The 13,121-nt window shown below is 62.3% G+C and carries 14 protein-coding genes, 1 other RNA gene and 1 riboswitch; of the genes, 5 read left to right on the forward strand and 10 right to left on the reverse strand.

What is annotated here, in order from left to right; translation table 11 throughout:
- Positions 1-77: 77 nt before the first annotated feature.
- Positions 78-446: a transfer-messenger RNA gene (gene ssrA, locus SB659_RS01825) on the forward strand.
- 259 nt (positions 447-705) lie between these two features.
- Positions 706-1,689 carry a S1C family serine protease gene (locus SB659_RS01830; protein WP_410549296.1) on the forward strand — a complete coding sequence of 328 codons (984 nt, stop codon included), beginning with the start codon at positions 706-708 and terminating at the stop codon, positions 1,687-1,689.
- Here SB659_RS01830 and SB659_RS01835 read toward each other — a convergent pair.
- Positions 1,686-2,060, reverse strand: coding sequence for a hypothetical protein (locus tag SB659_RS01835; protein ID WP_410549297.1), 375 nt, complete (start codon positions 2,058-2,060; stop codon positions 1,686-1,688). The genes SB659_RS01830 and SB659_RS01835 overlap by 4 nt on opposite strands.
- Positions 2,061-2,091: 31 nt before the next feature.
- On the opposite strand from SB659_RS01835, the gene SB659_RS01840 reads away from it, so the two are divergent.
- Positions 2,092-3,513, forward strand: a complete 1,422-nt coding sequence (locus tag SB659_RS01840) for an MFS transporter (RefSeq protein ID WP_410549298.1) — start codon at positions 2,092-2,094, stop codon at positions 3,511-3,513.
- A gap of 27 nt (positions 3,514-3,540) precedes the next feature.
- Here SB659_RS01840 and SB659_RS01845 read toward each other — a convergent pair whose 3' ends face one another.
- From SB659_RS01845 to SB659_RS01875, 7 genes are all read right to left on the reverse strand, one after another.
- The gene (locus SB659_RS01845) at positions 3,541-4,254 is read right to left on the reverse strand and encodes a metal-dependent transcriptional regulator (RefSeq protein ID WP_284979715.1); all 714 of its coding nucleotides are present in this window, start codon (positions 4,252-4,254) and stop codon (positions 3,541-3,543) included.
- Positions 4,255-4,263: 9 nt separating this feature from the next.
- On the reverse strand, positions 4,264-4,995 hold the full coding sequence (locus SB659_RS01850; RefSeq protein WP_410549406.1) for a class I SAM-dependent methyltransferase: 732 nt from the start codon (positions 4,993-4,995) through the stop codon (positions 4,264-4,266).
- Positions 4,996-5,192: 197 nt separating this feature from the next.
- Complete coding sequence (locus SB659_RS01855) at positions 5,193-6,590, reverse strand: aminotransferase class V-fold PLP-dependent enzyme (protein ID WP_410549299.1); 1,398 nt, start codon at positions 6,588-6,590, stop codon at positions 5,193-5,195.
- A gap of 29 nt (positions 6,591-6,619) precedes the next feature.
- Positions 6,620-6,733: riboswitch (SAM riboswitch) on the reverse strand.
- Positions 6,734-6,931: 198 nt separating this feature from the next.
- Positions 6,932-7,744 carry a histidinol-phosphatase gene (gene hisN / locus SB659_RS01860; RefSeq protein ID WP_284975314.1) on the reverse strand — a complete coding sequence of 271 codons (813 nt, stop codon included), beginning with the start codon at positions 7,742-7,744 and terminating at the stop codon, positions 6,932-6,934.
- A gap of 61 nt (positions 7,745-7,805) precedes the next feature.
- Positions 7,806-8,921, reverse strand: coding sequence for a ribosome small subunit-dependent GTPase A (locus SB659_RS01865; RefSeq protein WP_284979713.1), 1,116 nt, complete (start codon positions 8,919-8,921; stop codon positions 7,806-7,808).
- Positions 8,922-8,923: 2 nt separating this feature from the next.
- Positions 8,924-10,339 (reverse strand): 3-phosphoshikimate 1-carboxyvinyltransferase, encoded by a 1,416-nt coding sequence (gene aroA, locus SB659_RS01870; RefSeq protein WP_410549300.1) that lies wholly within the window; start codon positions 10,337-10,339, stop codon positions 8,924-8,926.
- A gap of 6 nt (positions 10,340-10,345) precedes the next feature.
- On the reverse strand, positions 10,346-10,861 hold the full coding sequence (locus SB659_RS01875; RefSeq protein ID WP_284975317.1) for a DoxX family membrane protein: 516 nt from the start codon (positions 10,859-10,861) through the stop codon (positions 10,346-10,348).
- A 180-nt stretch (positions 10,862-11,041) separates the two neighbouring features.
- On the opposite strand from SB659_RS01875, the gene SB659_RS01880 reads away from it, so the two are divergent.
- Positions 11,042-11,863 carry a sigma-70 family RNA polymerase sigma factor gene (locus tag SB659_RS01880; RefSeq protein WP_410549301.1) on the forward strand — a complete coding sequence of 274 codons (822 nt, stop codon included), beginning with the start codon at positions 11,042-11,044 and terminating at the stop codon, positions 11,861-11,863.
- Positions 11,860-12,120, forward strand: a complete 261-nt coding sequence (rsrA, locus tag SB659_RS01885) for a mycothiol system anti-sigma-R factor (protein ID WP_284975319.1) — start codon at positions 11,860-11,862, stop codon at positions 12,118-12,120. The genes SB659_RS01880 and rsrA overlap by 4 nt, the downstream gene beginning before the upstream one ends.
- Before the next feature lie 88 nt (positions 12,121-12,208).
- Here the strand turns inward: rsrA and SB659_RS01890 are convergent, their stop codons facing one another.
- Positions 12,209-12,283 carry a 50S ribosomal protein bL37 gene (locus SB659_RS01890; protein ID WP_369299106.1) on the reverse strand — a complete coding sequence of 25 codons (75 nt, stop codon included), beginning with the start codon at positions 12,281-12,283 and terminating at the stop codon, positions 12,209-12,211.
- Positions 12,284-12,418: 135 nt separating this feature from the next.
- Positions 12,419-13,018, reverse strand: coding sequence for a GDSL-type esterase/lipase family protein (locus tag SB659_RS01895; protein WP_284975409.1), 600 nt, complete (start codon positions 13,016-13,018; stop codon positions 12,419-12,421).
- Positions 13,019-13,121 lie beyond the last annotated feature (103 nt).

Below are 13,121 nucleotides of genomic sequence, written 5' to 3' on the forward strand. Positions count from 1 at the left end.
ATGCGTTATGATTAATAGTCCGGTGGCCATCGACCGCATGATTGGGTAGGTAGCCATCGGGTTTGATAACAAAATACGGGGATGATCGGTTTCGACGATGTTAGTCGCGACAGGTGAAGCGGGCCGAGGATGCAGAATTATCTCGTAAACGCTGTCTGCAAACCAATAAGTGCCGAATCTAAGCGCACTGACTTCGCTCTCGCTGCCTAAGCAGTAAGACAGTCCGTCAGCCCGGGGTTGCTATCGCCCCGGTTCCTGGCGTCATTTAGATAGCCACTGCTGTTTGCCTTCGTCACCGAGGTAAACGGGACTCTTAGATGACTGGGCCCGGATCAGCTACCTGTTTGCAGGATAGCTGGGGCCGAGAAAATCCGACGCAAACTGCGCCCGGAGAAGCCCTGACAACACGACATCGGACGGGGGTTCAATTCCCCCCATCTCCACTTTTGTGATGAGTCGAGACATCCTTCACGGATGAGTCGAGTCATCGGATACACCCCGGTCTTCGGACCGGGGTGTTTTTCTTTGCCCGGATTCTCTAGGTTGGTAGTTTTTGGCACCAGGACCCTAGCCATCCGGAGCCTTTACGCGTTCACCCACGGCGTACCGAAATCCGGACTAGCTGCTCCCACGTGATCGTTGTACTGGGTAAGCGCAGGCCGACAAAGACCCGGCGGCTTGGCCAACGGTGGCAGGAGAAATGTGATGAGCGTGGAGCCGGAGTTCACAGAGCCGGAGCAGGACGACGATCTCGCTTTGGACGCGTATTCCCGCATAGTCATTCGTGTGGCAGAGACTGTAACCCCCCACGTCGCGGCGATCGAGATGACCAGGGTTGGCCGCCGCGGGGAGATGCGCGTAGGAAGCGGCTCCGGTGTCGTCTTTACGAACGACGGGTTCCTGTTGACCAATGCACACGTGGTCGCCGGCACCCGATCCGGCCGGGCCGTGTTCGCCGACGGGAAGCACACAGATGTGGAGCTTGTGGGAGCGGACCCTCTGTCCGACCTTGCAGTGCTCCGTGGCCACAAAGCCACTCCACCGCCGGCATTCCTGGGAAACGCCGACACTTTGCGGGTCGGCCAGTTGGTAATCGCCGTAGGCAACCCTCTCGGGCTCGCCGGATCGGTGACAGCCGGAGTAGTGAGCGGCTTGGGTCGATCGATCCCGGTGCGGGCAGGAGAGCACAGGCGGGTCATTGAGGACGTCATCCAAACTGACGCCGCCTTGAACCCGGGAAACTCAGGCGGAGCATTGGCCGACACGCGGGGCCGCATCGTCGGGATCAATACCGCCGTCGCTGGCCTCGGGCTGGGACTGGCGGTGCCGATCAATTCAACAACACAACGGATTATTGCCTCGTTGCTGAAGGATGGCCGGGTGCGCCGCGCATACCTTGGTCTGGTGAGCACCCCTATACCGCTGGATGCCAGCGCGGTGGTTCGGACCGGCCAGAAGGAGGGCTTGCGGGTGGTTGAGGTGATTCCCAATTCTCCGGCGGAACTCTCCGGACTCCAGCCGGGCGACCTCGTACTCCGCGCCCAAGGCCGGGCGGTGTCAAGCGCAGAGAGCCTTCAGAAGCTTCTGTTTGAAGACGCAATCGGCGAGCCGTTCCCGCTAACTGTGCTGCGGGACGGCAGGAACCTGCAACTTGTAGCTGTTCCGTCAGAGATGGGCCCGATCGGCTAGGCCCGGCTTTCAGGAACGTCCACGACGCCGACGAAACGGCTACCGATGCCCTCATATTCACTGCGCACTTCGCCGCGGAACAGCTCGGGCAGTTCACTGTTGCGGTGATGGCCGCAGAACACAAAGGAAAATTCAGGCCACCACTTTTTAGGGCGTGCGGCCTCTGAGTAGCCACACACGGCACAGGTTAACTGGACCCAGACCGGCCGCTTGCCGGTACGGTTGGCACGTGACTGCACCAACCAAGCCGGGGGATTGTCCTGAAGATCCCGCAGCTCAGCCTCGGTAAGCCTGGAGGGGATGCCGTGGCGCTGGGCCATTTCCATGGGTATGTCGAGGGCCAAAGCGGCGTCACGTCTGCTAATCACCATCCAACGATACGGGACTGCGGCGGCGTAGGCTGTGCACATGACAGACGCAGCGGCCGTGCTGCCGAGGACCCCGCTCCAAAAGCGCGTACTCGTCGTGGCAATTGTGGCCTCATTCATAGCCATCCTGGACGGTTTTGTGGTCAACCTCGCTTTACCCGCGATTGGCCGGGAGCTGGGGGGCGGCTTAGTCATTCAGCAATGGGTTGTGGACGCTTACCTGCTGTCCTTGGGGTCGCTGATCCTCGTGGCCGGTTCCCTCTCTGACCATTTCGGGAGGGCGCGAATTCTTGAATGGGGTTTGGGGGGCTTCGCCCTGACATCCATGATGTGCGGCTTTGCATGGAACGGTGAAGTCCTTGTGATTTCCCGGGCACTGCAAGGAATCGCCGGCGCCCTTCTGGTTCCCAGTTCGCTGGCCATGATCATCACCTCCTTTGCCGGGCCCGCTCAATCGAAAGCAATTGGTCAATGGTCGGGGTGGACCAGCGCGGCAGCCATCGTGGCACCCCTGATCGGCGGGGTCTCCGTGGACTTGGTGTCTTGGCGGGTCATTTTCTTCATCAACGTCATTCCTGCGGCTGCCATCTGGCCCGTGCTCGTTCGACTCCGGGCATCGGATACCGCACGGGACAAACACACGGGAATCGACTACACGGGCGCAGTCTTGGCGATGATCGGACTGGGCGGCCCTGTGTATGCGTTCATTGAACAGGGCCGTTTGGGATGGGGGAGCTGGCAGGTGTGGGGGCCGCTCCTGGTGGGAGCCATAGCATTGGCGTTCTTCCTGGTCCATGAAGGGAGAACAACCGACCCGATGCTGCCCCTGAGGCTCTTCGCTATCCGGAACTTCGGCTGGGGAAACCTCGCCACCTTGGCTATTTATGGCGCCATTTCCCTCGGTTTCTTCGTGCTGGGCATCTACCTCCAGCAGGTGGGCGGCCTGAAGGCCACAGTGGCCGGCATCGCTCTGCTCCCGGGCACGGTCATCCTGATGCTCACTGCATCCTATTTCGGCGGGCTGGCCGGAAAATATGGCCCGCGGTGGTTCATGACCGCCGGCCCCGTGTTGTGCGGTATCGGCTTCCTCTTGTGTTTGTCGGTTCAGGAACCACTCAATTACTGGACCCAGGTCCTCCCGGGACAGATAGTCTTCGGCGTCGGTTTGGCAACCCTTGTGGCTCCGCTGACGGCGGCGATCCTCGGCGCTGTGCCTTCGGAAGAGGCAGGAATAAGCTCGGCCGTGAACAACGCGGTGGCCCGCATTGCAGGATTGATCTGTATCGCTTTCGCCGGACTCATTGTGGGGCCGGTCTTCACGCGGCAGGGCCTCCTCAACGCGTTGGTTGTGACTGCCGTGCTGTTCTTCGTGGGAGCTGCGGCTTCCGCCGTCGGGATACGAAACCCAGCTCCCGGTCCGGTGACTGCCGACGGCGGTGACGCCGCTGCCGCCTGAGCGCCGGACGTCCGACGTCGGCAGCGCTCAGCGAGCGGGAAGAACGCATCCTTCGTGTGGCTCAAGGCTTTGGACCCAGAGGGCCGAGGTTACCTCATCTGCCAAATCGAACTCGGACCGCTGCGCGCCGTCACCGATGCGCACCACCATAGCGCCACCGAAGGGTTTTCTTCCCACCACTTCGACGCGTGCGTCCAAGGTGATCCCCTCGGCTGCCAGGTAACGCAGCAGATCGGGGTTCTCATCGCTGATCCTGGTGATACGGCCCGTATGCCCATGGTCTAGTTCGATCATTCGCATGGCAGAGGGGAGTTCAACGGAGCCGTCCGGCCCCGGAATCGGGTCACCGTGCGGATCCCGCGAAGGGTGGCCCAGCTTGGCGGACATGCGCTCAATAAAGGTATCCGACACCGCGTGCTCCAGCAGTTCGGCTTCGTCGTGTACTTCGTCCCAGCTGTACCCGAGCTCCTCCACCAGGTATGTCTCAATGAGCCGATGCCGGCGAACCATTGATAAGGCCAAGCGCGTGCCTTGCGGCGTTAGAGTGATCGCACTGTAAGGCTGGTGGTCCACCAGGCCTTGGTCTTTGAGCTTCCGGACCATTTCCGAGACTGAGGAGTTGGCCACGCCCAGACGCAGCGCGAGCTGCGAGGAAGTGATGGGGGTGTCCTGCCACTCCGTGTAGGAATAGACCACCTTGACATAGTCCTCGATCGAGGAGGAGGGCGCACTGGTCTTCACGCATCCAGCCTACAGCGGTCGCGTGCTGTCCAGCCTGTGCGCCCGCCACGAGTGGGTGAGGTACGGCAGCGGTAACGTCTCTTCCCGCCGGTGGCCCAGGTGCTCGTAAAGGTACCACTCAAGGTTGGCCATCACCTTTGCACGGGTGGCAGCGCCAGCGCGAAGGTAATAGCTGCGTGACTTGGTCAACTCCATGATGTCTTCCGGCGTCACCCTGTCCTCCCACATGGTCAGATGGCTTTCGAGACCAGCAAATTGCGGCCCGATCACGGGCCGAAATCCGGGTTTGTGAACGTCTCCGGCGTGCATGATCCGGGAAAGCCGGTGGACCCAAGGGACAGACGTGTCCAACTGGTTCCAGACCAACCCCAAGACCCCCTGCGGCCGCAAAATCCTGGCGATCTCCGCACTGGCCGCAATAGGGTCACACCAGTGCCAGGCTTGGGCAACGCTGACGACGTCGAATGTTGAGTCCGCCAGCCCTGTCGCCTCGGCGGTTCCTTCCACTGCTGTGACCGAGGGATGCGATTTCCGGAGTTGGTGGAGCATGTCAGCCGAGGGATCCACCGCGACGACGTCCAGCCCGCGTTCCAAGAGGAGCGCAGTGAACTTCCCCGTACCGGCGCCGATATCTGCCGCCGTTCCTGCCCCTTCGGGAAGCAACCACTGGAGCGCGTCCTGCGGATAGCCGGGACGAACACGATCATAATGTTCGCCGCCGTCCTGGAAGCTCAAGCCCATCTCCTGCCGGCGGGCGGCGGCGAGCTTCGGGCCGCCCGGCCCGGCAGGACCAACTGAGCCGCCGGTAGCGCCGGTGTGAAGCACGGCCACGCCTATCTCCTTCACAGGATGTAAAAGTACCCTACGAATTTACCCTAGGACGGTCCGTGCCCCGGAACCGGCTCAGTCAACGGAACCGGCTCAGTCACGGAACCGGCTCAGTCAACGCTGCAGGGTGCAGCGCCCGCGGTTCCCGGAGTGTTGGGTGCCCATTCGGGGTAGGTCCGGTGGTCGTTCGCGGGAATCCACCGGCCTTCGTCAACCACGTAGTCCCAGCCAAGGCCGTTGCGTTTGAGTTCCCTGATCCCGGCAAGGAGCCGCGCGGCATCCTCGAGCCGGGAGCCGACGCCGAAGCTTGCGCGAAGGGACCCGGAGGGCAGGCCGAGGCGCTTGAGCAGCGGGTGCGCGCAGAACCTGCCGTCGCGTAGGCCGACGCCGTGCTCGGCGGCCAAGAATGCTGCCACAAGTCCGGCGTCGAACCCTTCCACGGAGAAATTGACGACGCCGATGGTGTCCTCGGAATCACTGAAGATCCGATGCACGGTGACGCCATCGATGCCTTCCAGCCCCTCTATGAGGTATGAGCGGATTGCTGCCTCATGGGCGTGCCATGCGTCTTGGTCCAGGTCCGCTAACACCTGCGTTGCACGGGCGAGCGTGGCAGCGCCCAAGACATTGGGGGAGCCGCCTTCGTGGCGTGCCGGACCGGTGGCCCAACTGACCGAATCCAACCGGGCTTCGCGTACCGCCCCGCCACCTGCGAGGTGAGGTGTTCCGGCGTCGAGCCAATCAGGACGGCCCACCACAACGCCTGCCCCAAAAGGCGCATAAAGCTTGTGACCGGAGAACACAAGGTAGTCCACATCCGCTTGGGTGATGTTTATGCGCCGGTGCGGAGCCAGTTGGGCAGCATCAACCACAATCCTGGCGCCGTGTTCATGGGCAAGATCCGCAAGTTTCGCGACGGGAAGGATCTCGCCGGTCACGTTCGATGCGCCCGTCACGGCAAGCAGCGATACCCCTCCCTGGCTGAGCTCGTTCCGGAGCTTGTCCACGGTGGCCGCAAGCGTTGCCTCGGCAACGACACTGCGGTGCGGAACACCTTGCCATGGGAGCAAATTGGCGTGGTGTTCTATGTCGAGGTAGAGGACTTCCCCAACGAATTCACCATCCACTTGTGGAAGGCAGCCTGCCAGCAGGTTTAAGGAATCTGTGGTGTTGCGCGTGAAGATGACGGAATCGTCCGGGCGTCCGCCAACGAATTCTCGGACCACGTTCCGGGAGTTCTCGTAGACCGAAGTGCTGATCTGGGAGGCGTAGCCGGCGCCCCGGTGGACGCTGGCATAGTACGGCAGAATCTCATTGAGATAGGCCGAGACAACCGTCAAGGCCGGCGCAGAGGCGCCGTAGTCCAGGTTTGCATACCGTGCGTGGCCGCCCTGAATCAGCGGCGCCTGCAATTCTGCCCCTGTGACTGCGGCGAGGGGGCGGGCTGCGAGGACGTTGCCAGCTGGGGTGTTGGATGGGGCTGCGGGATTTAACGTGACAGTACTCATGGGACCTCACTCAAGAGGGACCCCGGTTGGGGTCGCGCTTGCCGAATCCGTTCCGGACCGGCCAGGTCGTCACCCGGGGCACCCCACCGCGAATGGAGGGTTGCCGGCCAGCAAACCGGGGTTTTGCGCTGGCACTCGTGACCTCTCTCTAGGCTAGGGCACCCCGCGCAGGGCTGACAAAGCCACCGCAATTGTTAAGCGCTTTGTTACGTTTAGGACGAAAAATGGGACGAACGGCGAATATTACGACGGCGGACGCCCGCTAAGTGGGGCGCCCGCCGTCGAATATTTGGTCAAAGCCGTGTGCTACCGCCGGAACGTACTCCGGTAATGAGCGCTCGCTAGAGGAGATCGTCCAGAGCCGGGTTCAGCGTTTTGAGGACCTCCGAATGCAGGATCGAGTTGGTGGCTAACGCGTTGCCGCCAAAGGGCCCGTCCTCACCTTCCAAGGAGGTGAAGCGACCTCCGGCCTCGGTAACGATCGGAACGAGCGCTGCCATATCGTAAAGGTTCAATTCCGGTTCGCAGGCGATATCAACGGCGCCCTCCGCTACCAGACAATAGGACCAAAAGTCGCCGTAAGCGCGGGTGCGCCAAACCTCCTCGGTCAACCCAAGGAACTCATCAAGGTTGCCTCGCTCTTTCCATCCGGACAGACTCGAGTACGACATGGAGGCGTCGGCCAGTCGTGAAACGTTGGAAACCTTCAGGCGCGTGGCAGCTGCCAGGGAGCGCCCCATGTAAGCACCCATATCTTTTGCGGCCCACCAACGCTTGCCGAGTGCCGGTGCGCTGACGACGCCAACTACCGGTTCCCCCTCATCCACCAGGGCGATCAACGTTGCCCAGACCGGCACGCCGCGGACAAAATTCTTGGTCCCGTCGATTGGATCGATGATCCAACGGCGCGATCCATGGCCGCTGCTGCCGAATTCTTCGCCCAAAACCGCATCACGCGGGCGGGAGCGCGACAGTTGGCCGCGGATAGCTTCCTCAGCGGCCTTATCGGCGTCCGTGACGGGCGTGAGATCGGGCTTGGTTTCGACTTTCAGGTCCAGGGCCTTGAAGCGGGACATTGTCTGGGAGTCGACGGAATCCGCGAGGACGTGCGCAAGGCGCAGGTCGTCGTTGTAGGTGGAGACGGGTTGGGTCATGCCACCAAACTATCCTGAAACGGGTCCTCTCGCCGGGATGCCGTGACGGACTCGGGCGGGATTAGTTGACGGTACCGAGTTCCTTGGCTTCTTTCGCTTCCAACCGGGGGTCTGCGCCCAACAGGCGGCGAAGGGAGGACAAACGGGCCGGACCCGAAGGTCCGGCATTGCCTTCGCTAACCCATGGGTCGAGGCCGCAGTTGATGGCTGTCGCATCATGCTTGCAGCCCCGCTCACAGGCCTCAGTACCCGGTTCCAGGTCCGGGAAGGAGTGCAGTATCCGGTTCGGGTCCACGTGGGCCAGCCCGAAAGAGCGGATGCCGGGGGTGTCGATGATCCAACTGCCGGAAGGAGCGTCGCTGAGCCGCAGCGCCAGGGCTGACGACGACGTGTGCCTGCCCCGGCCCGTGACTGCATTCACCCCGCCGGTGGCACGCTCAGCGCCCGTCAACGCGTTGACCATGGTGGATTTGCCTACGCCCGAGTGACCCAGCATCACCGTCACCTTGCCGTGGAGGTGGGTCCTCAGCTCGGACACGGCGTTCCTGTCCAAGCGGGCAGACAATCCGTCGTCAGACCGTGCGTCGATGCCTCCGGCAGCCGAGTCCGCCGTCTTGCTGATGATGACCGGAAAGCCAAGGCTCACGTAGTTGGCCAGAAGTTCAGTCGGGTCCTTGACGTCTGCCTTGGTGATCAGCAGCAGCGGCTCGATCCCGGCGTCGTACGCAGCTACCAGGGCGCGGTCGATAAACCCGGTACGGGGCTCTGGGTTGGCCGCGGCGACCACCACCACCAACTGGTCGGCGTTGGCCACCACTACCCGTTCGATGGGGTCGGTGTCGTCGGCGCTGCGGCGCAGTAGGGTTTTGCGCTCCTCGACGCGAACCAGCCTGGCCAGGGTGTCCGGCAGCCCGGACACGTCGCCCACCAAGGCGACAAAATCCCCTGGCACTACCGGGTTGCGGCGGAGCTCCCGCGCGCGGGCGGCGATGACGATGCGTTCCTCAGGGGTGTCTTCACCAACGATCGAGGTATACCGTCCCCGGTCCACCGTGATGATCCTGCCGATGACCGCGTCATCGTGGCTGGGACGGTCTTTCGTCCGGGGCCTTGAACCTTTTTTGTTGGGACGGATCCGGACATCGGACTCGTCCCAAGAGCGTGCATCGCGGCCCATAGTCAGTTGCTGGCCCCGTTCGAACCAGCAGACTCAAGCATCGCGGCCCACATCGTGGGGAATTCGGGCATCGTCTTGGATGTTGTGGCGATGTCCTCCACCTGGATGTCCTCGACGGCGAGCCCGAGGATGGCACCGGCGGTGGCCATACGGTGGTCCGCGTAGCTGTGGACAATTCCGCCGTGCAAAGGGGCGGGCCGGATGATGAGCCCGTCCGATGTTTCCTCTGCGTCACCGCCCACGCGGTTGATTTCAGCCACAAGGGCAGCCAACCGATCTGTTTCGTGCCCACGGAGGTGCGCGATACCCGTCAAGCGGGAGGGGGTGCTTGCAAGGGCGCAGAGCGCGGCCACCGTGGGGGCGAGCTCGCTGGTTTCGTGCAGGTCCACGCCGAGGATCCGGGGGCCGCCGGTGACGGTCAAAGTTCCGTCGTGGAGGGATACGGTCGCACCCATGGATGCGAGGATGGAACGCCATTGGTCGCCGACTTGGGTGGTACCCGCGGGCCAATTGGGAACCCGGACGGTTCCCCCTGTGGCCAACGCCGCTGCCAGGAAGGGGCCGGCATTGGAGAGGTCTTGTTCGATCCGCCGGTCAAACGCCTGGATGCTGCCCGGCGAGACGCGCCAGTGGTTGGGCACGGAATCATCCACGGTCACTCCCACACTCCGCAGGACCTCGACGGTCATCGCGACGTGGTCAAGGCTGGGCACGGGCTTTCCGACGTGCTCAAGGTGCAGGCCCTCCGTGAATCGCGCACCTACCAACAGCAATGCCGAGACGAATTGTGATGAGGCGCTGGCATCGATGACCAAGTGACCGCCGCGGACCTCACCAGTGCCTTCCACCGTAAACGGCAGTGCCGACGGCGTCCGGCCCTCCACAGGGGCTACCTGCACGCCAAGGGCAGCAAGTGCTTCGATGATGGTTTCCATGGGCCGCTTGCGGGCATGGGGATCGCCGTCGAATACGGTCTGGCCCGCGCGAAGTGCGGCCAGGGGTGGCACAAACCGCATCACGGTTCCGGCCAAACCGCAGTCGACGGCGCGTGAGGCGGCAGCCGTTGCGGGATCCATCGGCGTGACCTCGAGGTCAGGGCCGTAGTCGCCGTCGCCCGGTACTTCGGTGACTACGGCACCCAACTGCCGGAGGGCCTGGATCATGAGGGCGGAGTCCCGGGAATGCAGGGGAGAGCGTAACCTCGACGGACCATCCGCCAATGCCGCCAACACCAAGAACCGGTTGGTGAGGGACTTCGAACCCGGCACGGTCACCGTCGCATCCACAGGCCGTTTTGCAAAAGGAGCCGGCCAGAGCGGAAGTTCTGCGGAAGCTTTCGAGGTTCCGGCGTCAGCCACGCCGACGCCGGTTGCGTCCGGGTTCGTTGTATCGGATTTAGCGGATGTGGTGCCGGTCATGCTTCCTTATGCTCCAACTGCGTTGTCAACGACTCGACGGACAGCCTTGTCTGTGCGCTTGAACTGCTTGCCGGTGGCTTTCCGGGCATCGGCTGCCGCGTGCCCTGCACGCCAAGCCAAGCCTGGACGTCCCGCTGTGTCTACGGACGCCAGGAGGGCCCCGCCGGTCAAGGACACGTTGCGCAAAAGCTGTGACTTGCGGGCGCTGCGTCCTTCTTTGGTGCTGATGTCCGCCGAACGCCATTCGACGTAGGAGTTAAGCGCCGACGTCACAGCCAAAAGGGTCGCGGCAAAGCGGGAGACCTTGCCAAGTCCCAGCAGCGCTCCGGCGCCGAGCTGGGCGCCCCCGAGAACCCGTGCGAGGGTCTTCTCGTTGGCTTTGAAGGGCAGGGACTCTGATGCCCGGCGAAGAATGGGCGAGAGTTGCTTGGCGGTGTCGTCCGCGTTCTTGAGCTTGTCCAGGCCGGCGATGACGAAGCTGGACGCGAGCATAGGCCGAGCGAGAAAACGGATAACAGACATATCTTGCCTCCTGGGTGGCGTGCCACACGGTTCGATGAGTGGTGTGTTCATGGGGTGCAGTCCGCTCTAGTCTTGCACCTTTGAGGAATATTTACCCAGCCCACGCGGTTGTGATCATCAGGTGCGGTGAAGACCGGACTGCGGCGTGGTGTTGCCGCCTTGGTGAATGGAGTTGGTTTTTTGACTTTGGTTAAGGACCGCGTGGTGCTTCCGGAGCAGGTGTACATGCGTCAGCCGGTTTCTCCGCAGCTGACAGTAGACTTGGCATCGATGAGCACCATTGAACCGGCCGCAGCGGCCACCTATGAAGCAGCCGACTCGTCGTCGGAAGACAACTCTGCAGTCGAGCCTTCCCAAGAGGGCTCCGCGGCGGTCGACGTCGCCATGGAAAGCCCCGAACAACGCCGGGCGCGCTTCGAACGTGACGCCATGCAGTACGTGGATCAGTTGTATTCGGCAGCGATGAGGATGGCCCGCAACCCGTCGGACGCCGAGGACCTGGTCCAGGAGGCTTACACCAAGGCATTTTCCGCTTTCCACCAGTACAAGCCAGGGACCAACCTCAAGGCCTGGTTGTACCGCATCCTCACCAACACCTATATCAATCTTTACAGGAAGCGGCAGCGCGAGCCGCTGCAGTCCAATTCGGACACGATCGAAGATTGGCAACTGGCCAAGGCTGAATCGCACACCTCGGCAGGCTTGCGGTCAGCCGAAGTCGAAGCCTTGGATCATTTGCCGGATTCAGACGTGAAAAACGCCCTTCGGTCGATTCCGGAGGAATTCCGCCTCGCCGTCTATTTCGCCGACGTCGAAGGATATGCGTACAAGCAGATTTCAGAGATCATGAATACCCCGATCGGCACGGTGATGTCGCGCTTGCACCGCGGCAGGAAGATGCTGCGGGACATGCTGGCGGACTACGCCGCCGAACGGGGCTTCAGGGCCCAAACCGAAGATCAGGCCGCGACCGGAAGCAACAATCAGGAGAAAGAGCAATGAGCGACTGCCAGGGATTGGGCGATTGCGATGATACCCGCATGCAGCGGATCTACGAGTACCTCGACGGTGCATTGACCCGCGAGGATCTCGGGGAGATCAAGCAGCATCTGGACACATGCGCCGAGTGCGCCGAGCAGTACGACCTCGAGTGCCTCATTCGCACCATGGTCAAGCGTTCGTGCACGGAGTCGGCGCCGGAGAACTTGAAAAACTCCATTCTGGATAGGATCCACTCCATCAAATCAGTGGATGCTTAGCCCGCACTTCCCGCCTAAACGTCAAGAGCCCCGGAAACCGTATGGTTCCGGGGCTCTTGCTTTAAGCCTGAGACGCTAAGCCGTTGGCTTAGGTGTTGGGACGCTTGCCGTGGTTCGCGCCGCCGCGCTTACGGTCACGACGCTTACGTGCACGCTTGCTCATAGCTGGCCTCCTTCAAGGATTGATACTCAATAAAGCTGCCCTCCAGTTTCGCACACCCGGGTGCTGCGCCGCGAACCGGCGGTGGTTGGCCTGCCGCGCTTAGGCACTTACCGCAGGTCGAAAGACGCCAGCGTGCTATTCCGGTTGGGCGATATTGAGCCACTGGAACCAGCCTCGGTGCAGCACGAGCCAGGCAATCAAGCCATAGCCGGCCTGGCCTGGCGTTCCGCCGTTGGCAGCCAGATCCGTCCGCCATTGCTCATGGTTGAGTAATGGCGAGAACGTATCCACGTAATGGTGGTTGCGCCTGGTGGTGACATCGGCGAAGGCGGTGTTAAGTTCCGCGAGCCGCTTGTTCCGTGCAGGATCCAACGTGGGCGGGGGACCCACCACGAAGACTTCCACACTGCTGTGCGACGCGCCGTCGAGGATGTTTGCCAAGTTCAACCGGCTCCGGGCAGTGGACAAACCGAACTCGACATCGCGGCCGGAGAGGCCGATCACCAATCGGTTCTCGTGTCTGTCGCTGAACCGCCGTCCGGCTTCATCCTGCCATCGCGCGGCGAGGCCTTCGGTTCCTTCCATGGGGCAGGGGAGGGAAAAGCTCTCCACGACAACAGAATCCTGGGGTGTACGGGCCAGTACTCGCCCGAGCCAACCCAAGGCACGGGGATCGCCCAAGCCCGCCAGCAGTTCATCTCCTACAGCTGCGATGCGCAGCTTCCTGTCTTCCACGGTTACCTCTTCACCCTCGTTACGGTCCTTGCGCGATCCCGGGATCACCACCCAAGCCTGAGCCGGGTACCTGTCCCATTAAACAGAACTGCCCGGCCTGAGG

This window comes from Arthrobacter sp. SIMBA_036, assembly GCF_046535135.1.
Lineage (GTDB): Bacteria > Actinomycetota > Actinomycetes > Actinomycetales > Micrococcaceae > Arthrobacter.

Coding starts and splice junctions, on each gene's coding strand:
- SB659_RS01830 (WP_410549296.1), top strand. CDS start 706: ATGAGCGTGGAGCCGGAGTTCACAGAGCCGGAGCAGGACGACGATCTC.
- SB659_RS01835 (WP_410549297.1), bottom strand. CDS start 2,060: ATGGTGATTAGCAGACGTGACGCCGCTTTGGCCCTCGACATACCCATG.
- SB659_RS01850 (WP_410549406.1), bottom strand. CDS start 4,995: ATGGGCTTGAGCTTCCAGGACGGCGGCGAACATTATGATCGTGTTCGT.
- SB659_RS01855 (WP_410549299.1), bottom strand. CDS start 6,590: ATGAGTACTGTCACGTTAAATCCCGCAGCCCCATCCAACACCCCAGCT.
- hisN (WP_284975314.1), bottom strand. CDS start 7,744: ATGACCCAACCCGTCTCCACCTACAACGACGACCTGCGCCTTGCGCAC.
- SB659_RS01865 (WP_284979713.1), bottom strand. CDS start 8,921: ATGGGCCGCGATGCACGCTCTTGGGACGAGTCCGATGTCCGGATCCGT.
- aroA (WP_410549300.1), bottom strand. CDS start 10,339: ATGACCGGCACCACATCCGCTAAATCCGATACAACGAACCCGGACGCA.
- SB659_RS01875 (WP_284975317.1), bottom strand. CDS start 10,861: ATGTCTGTTATCCGTTTTCTCGCTCGGCCTATGCTCGCGTCCAGCTTC.
- rsrA (WP_284975319.1), top strand. CDS start 11,860: ATGAGCGACTGCCAGGGATTGGGCGATTGCGATGATACCCGCATGCAG.